Genomic DNA, 8,080 nt, shown 5'->3' with positions numbered 1-8,080 from the left:
ACCCGGAAGCTAAGCCCCCTCGCGCCGAGAGTACTGCGGGGACAGCCCGTGGGAGGGCAGGGCGCCGCTGGCCGTCGGGCGGCGCAGGGCCCGCGAGGCCCGCGCAGGGGGGAGGGGCTCTGAGCCCCCCCCCTTCTTTCGTATACATGCGGAGGTTCCCGCCACGCGGCCCGCGCGGCCCTCCGTCATGCGGGACGGCCCGCCCGGCCTGCGCCGGGGCCGCTTCGTGCCGGCCGCCATGTCGTGCCGAAGCGGAGTGGGGGTCATTCCATTAAGTCGTGAATAGGACGCCGGCGCATTCTTTGACCCTATTGGCTCGCCCGCGCGGGCCTGTTTTTTTATGGCGACGGCCAAGGGCCTGGTGCGCCGATGTAAGCTGCTTACGTAACGCTAACCTGTCGTTAGGAAGACATGTACGCTGCTTTCGTCATAGGCAATATTGCTTCGGGTAAGTCCACGGCGACGCGGTATCTCGAGTCCCGAGGAGCTCATCGAATCGACCTGGATCAATGGGCCAAAGACCTCTATGTTCCGGGTTCGGATGTGGTTCAGGAGATTGCTGAGACCTTTGGCTATGACGTGCTCGATGCTGAGGGTGGTATTCAGCGGCGGCTGCTTGCCGAGCGTGCTTTTTCAACGCCTGAGTCCATTGCGTCTCTTAACGCCATCGTTCATCCTCGTTTGAAGCAGCGGTTGTCTGAGATTCTGTTGCCGTCGCTTTGCTGTTCGGTGAGCCTTCCTGACTATGGGCTGCTTGTCATCGAGGTCTCCGTTCCTCGTGCGTTCCAAGATATCTTTCCGCTTGCTGATGCTGTGCTTGCGATTACGGCGCCACTGGAGGTGCGCCGGGAGCGAGCAATTGAGCGCGGTATGGATTCTGATGACTTTGATGCGCGCTCGGCGTGTCAGCCCTCTGAGGACGAGCTTCGTTCCATGGCTACGGTTGTTATCGACAATACCTCCGCTGACAATTCGCTGTTTGCTCAGCTCGATAGATGGCTTGAAACGCTTCCAGAGGCCGATTGTGGCCATGTAGCCTCGATGCGCAACATGGACACCGACCGTTTGACTCACGCCGTCTCAGCTGCGCCTGAGCCTTCGCAGGACACTTCCTTGAAAGGCGATGTCCATGGCTAGGCCTCGTCTGTTTGCGTGGTATCGTACACTGCCGCTCCTTGTGGTTGCCGTTTTCGGTATCGCGGCAGCGCTGTTCTCATATGCACCGTCGTTGCTTTTCGGGGCCATGTACCCTCTCGAGCACGAGGAGTACATCGTGGAATCTGCCCGTGCGCACGGCGTGGATCCCTATCTGGTCGCTGCGGTCATCAAGACAGAATCGAATTGGGACGAGGATGCCCGCTCAAACAAGGGCGCCGAGGGTCTTATGCAGCTCATGCCTGAAACTGCTCAGGATATGATCGACAAGGGCATCGTCGATGGCTCGCGATATTCGGCCGACGACCTGTTTGACGCGCGCACGAACATCGAGTTTGGCTGCGCGTATCTGTCGTATCTGCTCCAGTACTTCAACGGTGCCACAGATCGCGCCATCGCTGCCTATAACGCCGGCATGGGCAACGTTGATGATTGGGCCGAGGAGGATACGGCGCTGCACAACGCCATCACCTTCCCCGAGACCCAGGCGTATCTCTTCAGGGTCACCACGGCCCAAGAGCGCTATGAGGACCTGTATCCCAACAGCTTTCTTTCCTAGGCTTCGCCCGTCCTCTCGTTCGAGGGCGGGCGATTTTGTTGCGCGGCGTATGCGCCTGCAATGCGTCATAGCTGTGTCGGCGTGTTGCGAGATGGGTATATCGCTGTATGCTGTTGTGCCGATTTCCGGATTGTAGGAGGTGCCATGGAGGCTTTTGAGGTTGAGCGCGTCGGCGGCGAGCTTCGACGCTTTGGCGTCTCGGGCGAGCCTGCGCACTTTGAGGTCGTAAGCCCCTATGAACCTGCTGGAGACCAGCCGCAGGCCATCGCGTCACTCGTGAAGGGGGTCCAGGACGGCGACCGGTATCAGGTCCTGCTGGGCGTTACCGGCTCGGGTAAGACCTATACCATGGCTAAGACCATTGAAGCCCTTGGCAAGCCGACGCTGGTCATGGCACCCAACAAGACCCTTGCCGCCCAGCTGGCGAGCGAGCTCAAGGAGTTCTTCCCCCATAACGCCGTCGTGTACTTCGTCTCGTACTACGACTACTATCAGCCCGAGGCCTATGTGCCGCAGAGCGACACCTATATCGAAAAAGACGCCTCCATCAACGAGGAGGTGGAGATGCTGCGCCACCAGGCGACCGCCCAGCTGCTAAGCCGTCGCGACGTCATCGTGGTGGCGAGCGTCTCGTGCATCTACGGTATCGGCTCGCCCGAGGACTACGCGGGCCTTGCGCCCAACGTCGACAAGAAGGAGCCGCTTGAGCGCGACGACTTCATCCATGCGCTCATCGACATCCAATACGACCGCAACGACTTCGACCTTGCGCGCGGCACGTTCCGCGTGCGCGGTGACGTGGTCGATGTGTTCCCGCCCTATGCCGAGCATCCGCTGCGGTTTGAATTCTTTGGCGACGAGGTCGAGCTCATCGCCGAGATCGACGAGGTGACCGGAGAGATCCTGCGCGAGTACGACGCCATTCCCGTGTGGCCCGCATCGCACTACGTGACCGAAAAGCCAAAGGTCACCAAGGCGTTGAAGACGATCGAAGAAGAGCTTGAACACCGCGTTGCCGAGCTCAAGGAGAACGACAAGCTGCTCGAGGCCCAGCGCCTGCAGCAGCGTACGGACTACGACCTCGAGATGCTCGAGACCATGGGTTACTGCAACGGCATCGAGAACTACTCGCGCCACCTCGACGGACGCAAGCCGGGTGAGCCGCCCTTCACGCTCATCGACTATTTCCCGAAGGACATGCTCTGCATCATCGACGAGAGCCACGTCACGGTGCCGCAGATTCGCGGCATGCATGAAGGCGATCGTTCGCGCAAGGTGACGCTCGTGGAGCACGGCTTCCGTCTGCCGTCGGCGCTCGACAACCGCCCGCTGCGTTTCGACGAGTTTGAAGCGCGCATTCCGCAGTTCATCTATGTCTCTGCAACCCCGGGTGACTACGAGCTGCGCGTGAGCCAGAACAACGTAGAACAGATCATTCGTCCCACGGGCCTGCTCGATCCAAAGATCGATGTGCGCCCGGTGCGCGGGCAGATCGACGACCTGCTGGACGAGATTCGAACGCGTGTGGCGCGCCACGAGCGCGTGCTGGTGACCACGCTTACCAAGCGCATGGCCGAAGACCTGACCGATCACCTGCTCGACGCGGGCATCAAGGTCAACTACATGCATTCGGATACGGCGACCATGGACCGCGTAGAGATTCTGCGCGACCTGCGTCAGGGGAAGATCGACGTGCTCGTGGGCATCAACCTGCTGCGCGAGGGCCTCGACTTGCCCGAAGTCTCCCTCGTGGCGATTCTCGATGCGGACAAAGAGGGGTTCCTTCGCAACCGGCGCTCGCTCATCCAGACGATCGGCCGCGCCGCGCGCAACGCCGACGGTGAGGTCATCATGTATGCCGACGTCATCACGGATTCCATGCGCGAGGCCATCGATGAGACGAACCGACGCCGCGCCATCCAGATGAAGTTCAACGAGGACCATGGCATCGAGCCCAAGACGGTGCGCAAGGCCATCAACGATATCTCGAGTTTTATCGCCGAGGCGGAGGACAACGTGGGACGCCGCGATCGGTCGCGCGGAGACTCGCTGGGGCATGGCGAGTTCTTCACGCCGGCGGGGGACGGCGCCGATGCAGCGCCCGGCGTTGCAGCGTCGGCCGGCCAGCAGCTTGCCGAGGAGCTCTCGAATCTGCCCAAAGACGAGCTGCTGCGCATTATCGCCACCATGGAGGACGACATGCGCACCGCGTCGCAGGCCATGGACTTCGAAGAGGCCGCGCGTCTGCGCGACAACATCGTGCACCTCAAGGCTATCGTCGAGGGCGGAACCGAGGAAGAGATCATGGAGCGTCTGCGTCGCGACGCGCGCAAGGGCAGCGTTTTCGGCGGCGGTCGCAAGCGCCAAGGCTGGAAGAGCAAGCACTAACGGCTCGAGCAAACCTCGACAAAAAACGGCCCCCGATTCGGGGGCCGCTGCGTTTCGCGTATCAGCGCGGCTATAGAGGCTGGAGCGTGCGTTAGAAGGACCATGCCAGGCCCATGGATCCAACGCCGATGTTCACGGCGAGCACCGGGCCGCCGTCCTTCACATGCACGGTGGCATGTGGGAAGCGGTCGCGCAGGGCGAGCATGAGGTGCTGGATCTCGAGGCCACGCATCCCAAAGTGGGAGATGATGAACTGGGTGGCACCTTCGGGTACGGCGTCCACCATGGCGCGCGCGACCCCGCGCGTGCCGCGGGCGCGGCAAAGGGGTTCCACGGCGCCCTCGGACAGGTGCATGACGGGATAACGGTTGAGTACGGTTCCGAGCGACCTGCGGACCGCGCCGAGGCGGCCGCTGCTGCGCAGGATGGCCATATCCGGCACGCTGAAGACGACATCCTGGGCGGCGCGGCTTGCCAGCAGGTCGGCGACGACTGCCGAGAGGGGCTGTCCCTCGCGAGCGAGCCGGCAGGCGCGGCGCACCAGGAACTCAAGCGCTCCCGCGGTGCACCACGAATCGACGACCTCCACGCGTACGTCGCCCTCGCCGCGCGGCCCGTTGCAGATCTTGGCTGCCTCGACCGCGCTGCGGTAGGTTCCCGAAAGACGGGATGAGATGGTAAGGCACAAAACGTCGTTTCCGGCCTTCAGCTGGCGCTGAAAGGCCTTTGCGAAGGCGAGGGTACGCACGGCCTCGGTTGAGGCTGAAGAGGCCTTCTGGAGCATCTCAGCGTATTCTCCGTTTTCGCCAAGAGGCTGTTCGCGCAGCCGGCGTCCATCGACGATGTAGGTCATGGGGATGACTTCTACCCCCAGAAGCTCCGCCTCGTGGCGCGTGAGCGCGCAGGTGGAGTCGGTCACGATAGCGAGCATATGACCCCCGTTCCCATGGCGCGGAACTTCTGCTGGCGCGTTTCGACCAGCTCGTCCGCGGTCTTGGTATCGAGCTCGTCGAGTTCGCGCTCGATACGGTGCCATACGCGGTCGGCCAGCTCTGCAGCGTCGAGGTCGGCATCCTCGATCACGCCGTCGACGACGCCGAGGCTCGAGAGCGTGTCGGCGGTAAGGCCCAGGGCCTCCGCAGCGTCGGGTGCGCGGTTGGTCTTCTTCCAGAGGATGGAGGCGCATCCCTCGGGGCTTACGACGGAGTAGGCGGCATTGCCCAGCATGAGGACGCGGTCCGCCACGGCGAGCGCGAGCGCGCCGCCGCTGCCGCCCTCGCCCACGACGACGCTCACGATAGGCGTGCGCAGGCCGGACATGGTGACGAGGTTGGTCGCGATGGCCTCGCCCTGCCCGCGCTCTTCGGCACCGATGCCGCAGTAGGCGCCCGAGGTGTCGACGAGGCATACCATGGGCAGGCCGAAGCGCTCGGCGAGCAGCATGATGCGGCGTGCCTTGCGATAGCCCTCGGGGTTTGCCGATCCGAAGTTGCGGTCCACGCGCTCCTTGGTGCTGCGGCCGCGCTCGGTGCAGGCGATGGCGACCACGCGCCCGTCGACCCAGCCCAGGCCGGCCACGATGGCGTGGTCGTCGCCAAAGCGGCGGTCGCCGTGGAGCTCGATGAAGCCGTCGAGCGAGCGCTCGATGATCTCAAGGCAGGTGGGGCGGTCGGCGGAGCGGGCGTTGCGCACCACGTCCCAGGGCGTCTTCGGGGCGGGCAGGCGCTTGTGGCGACTACCGCGCTTGCCGTGGCCGCCCGGCAGGTGTGCAAGGCTGTGGAGAGAGCCTGCAGCCGGCGTTTCGCCCGAGAGTAGGTGGAGCAGCTCGGAGAGCACCGACGGCACGTTGGGGCGGTCGACGACCATGTCGACAAACCCGTGGTCGAGCAGGAACTCGGCGCGCTGGAAGCCTGCGGGCAGGCGCTTATGGGTGGTCTGCTCCACCACGCGCGGGCCTGCGAAAGCGACAAGCGCGTCGTGCTCGGCGATGATGACGTCACCCTCCATGGCGAAGCTCGCCGTGACGCCGCCGGTGGTGGGGTCGGTGAGCATGACCAGGTAGGGGAGGCCTGCCTCGCGATGGCGCAGCACCGCGCCGGAGACCTTGGCCATCTGCATGAGCGAGGTGGTGCCCTCCTGCATGCGGGCGCCGCCCGAGACGGTGAAGCCCACCACAGGCAGGCGTAGGTCGATCGCGCGCTCGAAGGCACGGCAGATCTTCTCGCCCACGACGGCTCCCATGGAGCCCATCATGAAGTCGCCGTTCATGACGAAGATCACGCAGGGCGCACCACCGATGGAGGCGCGGCCGCACACGACGGCGTCGCTCTCGCCGGTCTTGGCACGCGCGGCAGCGAGCTTCTCGGCGTAGCCGGGGAAGGACAGGAAGTCGGTTGCCGCGAGGTCGGCATCCCATTCTTCGAAGCTGCCGGCGTCCACGGTGAGCGCGATGCGCTTGCGGGCGCCGATGCGCATGTGGTGTCCGCAGCGCGGGCATACGTCGAGGCCGGCGTCGAGCTGCTCCTGGTCGATGATGCGGCGGCAGCTGGGGCATTTCACGTATAGATGGCGGGGCGGCAGCTCCACGGGGACGTCAGTCACGGGCCCCTCGAGCTTGTTCACGCCGTTTCGCTTAGCTCTCATAGAGGTGCTCCATCAAATCGGTGTGGTAGATACCCGAGAGGAACTCGGGATTGGAGAGGATGTCCAGCTGCAGGTCGCTGTTTTCCTGAACGCCCTCGACCATGAGCTCGGAGAGCGCGGAGCGCATCTTGCGAATGGCCTCTTCACGGGTGGGGGAGCATACGATGAGCTTGCCGAGCATCGAATCGTAGTAGGGTGGCACGACGGCGCCGGGGTAGAGCGCGGAGTCGAAGCGGACCCACGGGCCGTTGGGCACGTGCAGCATGTGCACGGTGCCGCAGGAAGGGCGGAACTGCGCGTCCTCGGCGTTGATGCGGCACTCGATGGCGTGTTTCGTGATGTGGATATCGTCTTGGGTGAAGGGCAGCTCGGCACCAGCGGCCACGCGCAGCTGCCACTTCACGAGGTCGACGTCGGTCACGAACTCGGTGACGGGGTGCTCGACCTGCAGACGCGTGTTCATTTCCATGAAGTAGAAGTTGCCGTCATCGGCGTAGAGGTACTCGATGGTGCCGGCGCCAACGTATCCGGTCGCACGTGCCAGGTCGCAGGCGGCCTGATACATGTGACGGCGAATGTCGTCGCGGCCTTCAAGGCAGGGCGCGGGGCTCTCCTCGAGAAGTTTCTGGTTGCGGCGCTGCACGGAGCATTCGCGTTCGCCGAGCGCCACGACGTTGCCATGGGTATCCGCAAGGATCTGTACCTCGACGTGGTGGGCGGGGTGTACGAACTTCTCCATGTAGCACTCGCCGTCGCCGAAAGCGGCCTCGGCCTCGAGCTTGGCCTCCATGAAGGCGGCGCCGGCATCTTCGGGGCGCTCGACGCGGCGGATGCCACGCCCGCCGCCGCCGGCACGCGCCTTGATGAGCACGGGGCAGCCGATGCGGCCAGCTTCCTCTATGGCGTCCTCGGGGCTTGCGAGCAGGTCGCAGCCGGGCACGATGGGCACGCCGGCGTCGCGGGCACAACGGCGTGCGGCGTCCTTGTCACCCATGCGTTCGATGACCTCGGGCGAGGGCCCGATGAACACCAGGCCGCACTCGCGGCATTTGCGGGCGAACGACGCGTTCTCGGAGAGGAACCCGTAGCCGGGATGAATGGCCGCGGCACCGCTCGCGACGGCGCAGGTGAGAATGGCCTCCTCGTTGAGGTAGCTCTCCTGGGGACGGGGCCCGCCGATGCAATAGGCTTCGTCGGCGAGGGCGACGTGCAGCGCGTCCGCGTCTGCAGTGGAGTAGACGGCGACGGTCTCGACGCCCATCTCCTTGCAGGCACGGATCACGCGCACGGCGATCTCGCCGCGGTTCGCGATGAGGATCTTCTTAAACATGGAAC

At 64.3% G+C, this 8,080-nt stretch carries 6 protein-coding genes; 3 read left to right on the top strand and 3 right to left on the bottom strand.

Annotated features, from left to right (window positions below):
- Positions 1–411: 411 nt before the first annotated feature.
- The 3 genes from coaE (at position 412) to uvrB (ending at position 4,102) form a co-directional block, all read left to right on the top strand.
- Positions 412–1,137, top strand: coding sequence for a dephospho-CoA kinase (gene coaE / locus B5F33_RS08040; RefSeq protein WP_087411285.1), 726 nt, complete (start codon positions 412–414; stop codon positions 1,135–1,137).
- Positions 1,130–1,714, top strand: coding sequence for a lytic transglycosylase domain-containing protein (locus tag B5F33_RS08035; RefSeq protein WP_087411284.1), 585 nt, complete (start codon positions 1,130–1,132; stop codon positions 1,712–1,714). Before coaE ends, B5F33_RS08035 begins: the two co-directional genes overlap by 8 nt.
- Before the next feature lie 144 nt (positions 1,715–1,858).
- On the top strand, positions 1,859–4,102 hold the full coding sequence (gene uvrB / locus B5F33_RS08030; RefSeq protein ID WP_087411283.1) for an excinuclease ABC subunit UvrB: 2,244 nt from the start codon (positions 1,859–1,861) through the stop codon (positions 4,100–4,102).
- A gap of 91 nt (positions 4,103–4,193) precedes the next feature.
- On the opposite strand, the gene B5F33_RS08025 is transcribed toward uvrB, so the two are convergent.
- The 3 genes from B5F33_RS08025 to B5F33_RS08015 are packed head-to-tail and all read right to left on the bottom strand — an operon-like array spanning position 4,194 to position 8,075.
- On the bottom strand, positions 4,194–5,033 hold the full coding sequence (locus B5F33_RS08025; RefSeq protein ID WP_158095343.1) for a DegV family protein: 840 nt from the start codon (positions 5,031–5,033) through the stop codon (positions 4,194–4,196).
- Complete coding sequence (gene accD / locus B5F33_RS08020) at positions 5,018–6,745, bottom strand: acetyl-CoA carboxylase, carboxyltransferase subunit beta (protein ID WP_087411281.1); 1,728 nt, start codon at positions 6,743–6,745, stop codon at positions 5,018–5,020. The genes B5F33_RS08025 and accD overlap by 16 nt, the downstream gene beginning before the upstream one ends.
- Positions 6,735–8,075, bottom strand: a complete 1,341-nt coding sequence (locus B5F33_RS08015) for an acetyl-CoA carboxylase biotin carboxylase subunit (RefSeq protein ID WP_087411280.1) — start codon at positions 8,073–8,075, stop codon at positions 6,735–6,737. Before B5F33_RS08015 ends, accD begins: the two co-directional genes overlap by 11 nt.
- Between the last annotated feature and the right edge of the window lie 5 nt (positions 8,076–8,080).

This window comes from Collinsella sp. An2, from assembly GCF_002160065.1.
GTDB lineage: Bacteria > Actinomycetota > Coriobacteriia > Coriobacteriales > Coriobacteriaceae > Limicola.
The sequence above is the reverse complement of the archived record's forward strand: the minus strand, read 5'-3'. Positions and strand labels throughout refer to the sequence as shown.

Bases quoted from the DNA above. Each gene is read 5' to 3' on its own strand.
- coaE (WP_087411285.1), top strand. From the start codon at position 412: ATGTACGCTGCTTTCGTCATAGGCAATATTGCTTCGGGTAAGTCCACG.
- B5F33_RS08035 (WP_087411284.1), top strand. From the start codon at position 1,130: ATGGCTAGGCCTCGTCTGTTTGCGTGGTATCGTACACTGCCGCTCCTT.
- uvrB (WP_087411283.1), top strand. From the start codon at position 1,859: ATGGAGGCTTTTGAGGTTGAGCGCGTCGGCGGCGAGCTTCGACGCTTT.
- B5F33_RS08025 (WP_158095343.1), bottom strand. From the start codon at position 5,033: ATGCTCGCTATCGTGACCGACTCCACCTGCGCGCTCACGCGCCACGAG.
- accD (WP_087411281.1), bottom strand. From the start codon at position 6,745: ATGAGAGCTAAGCGAAACGGCGTGAACAAGCTCGAGGGGCCCGTGACT.
- B5F33_RS08015 (WP_087411280.1), bottom strand. From the start codon at position 8,075: ATGTTTAAGAAGATCCTCATCGCGAACCGCGGCGAGATCGCCGTGCGC.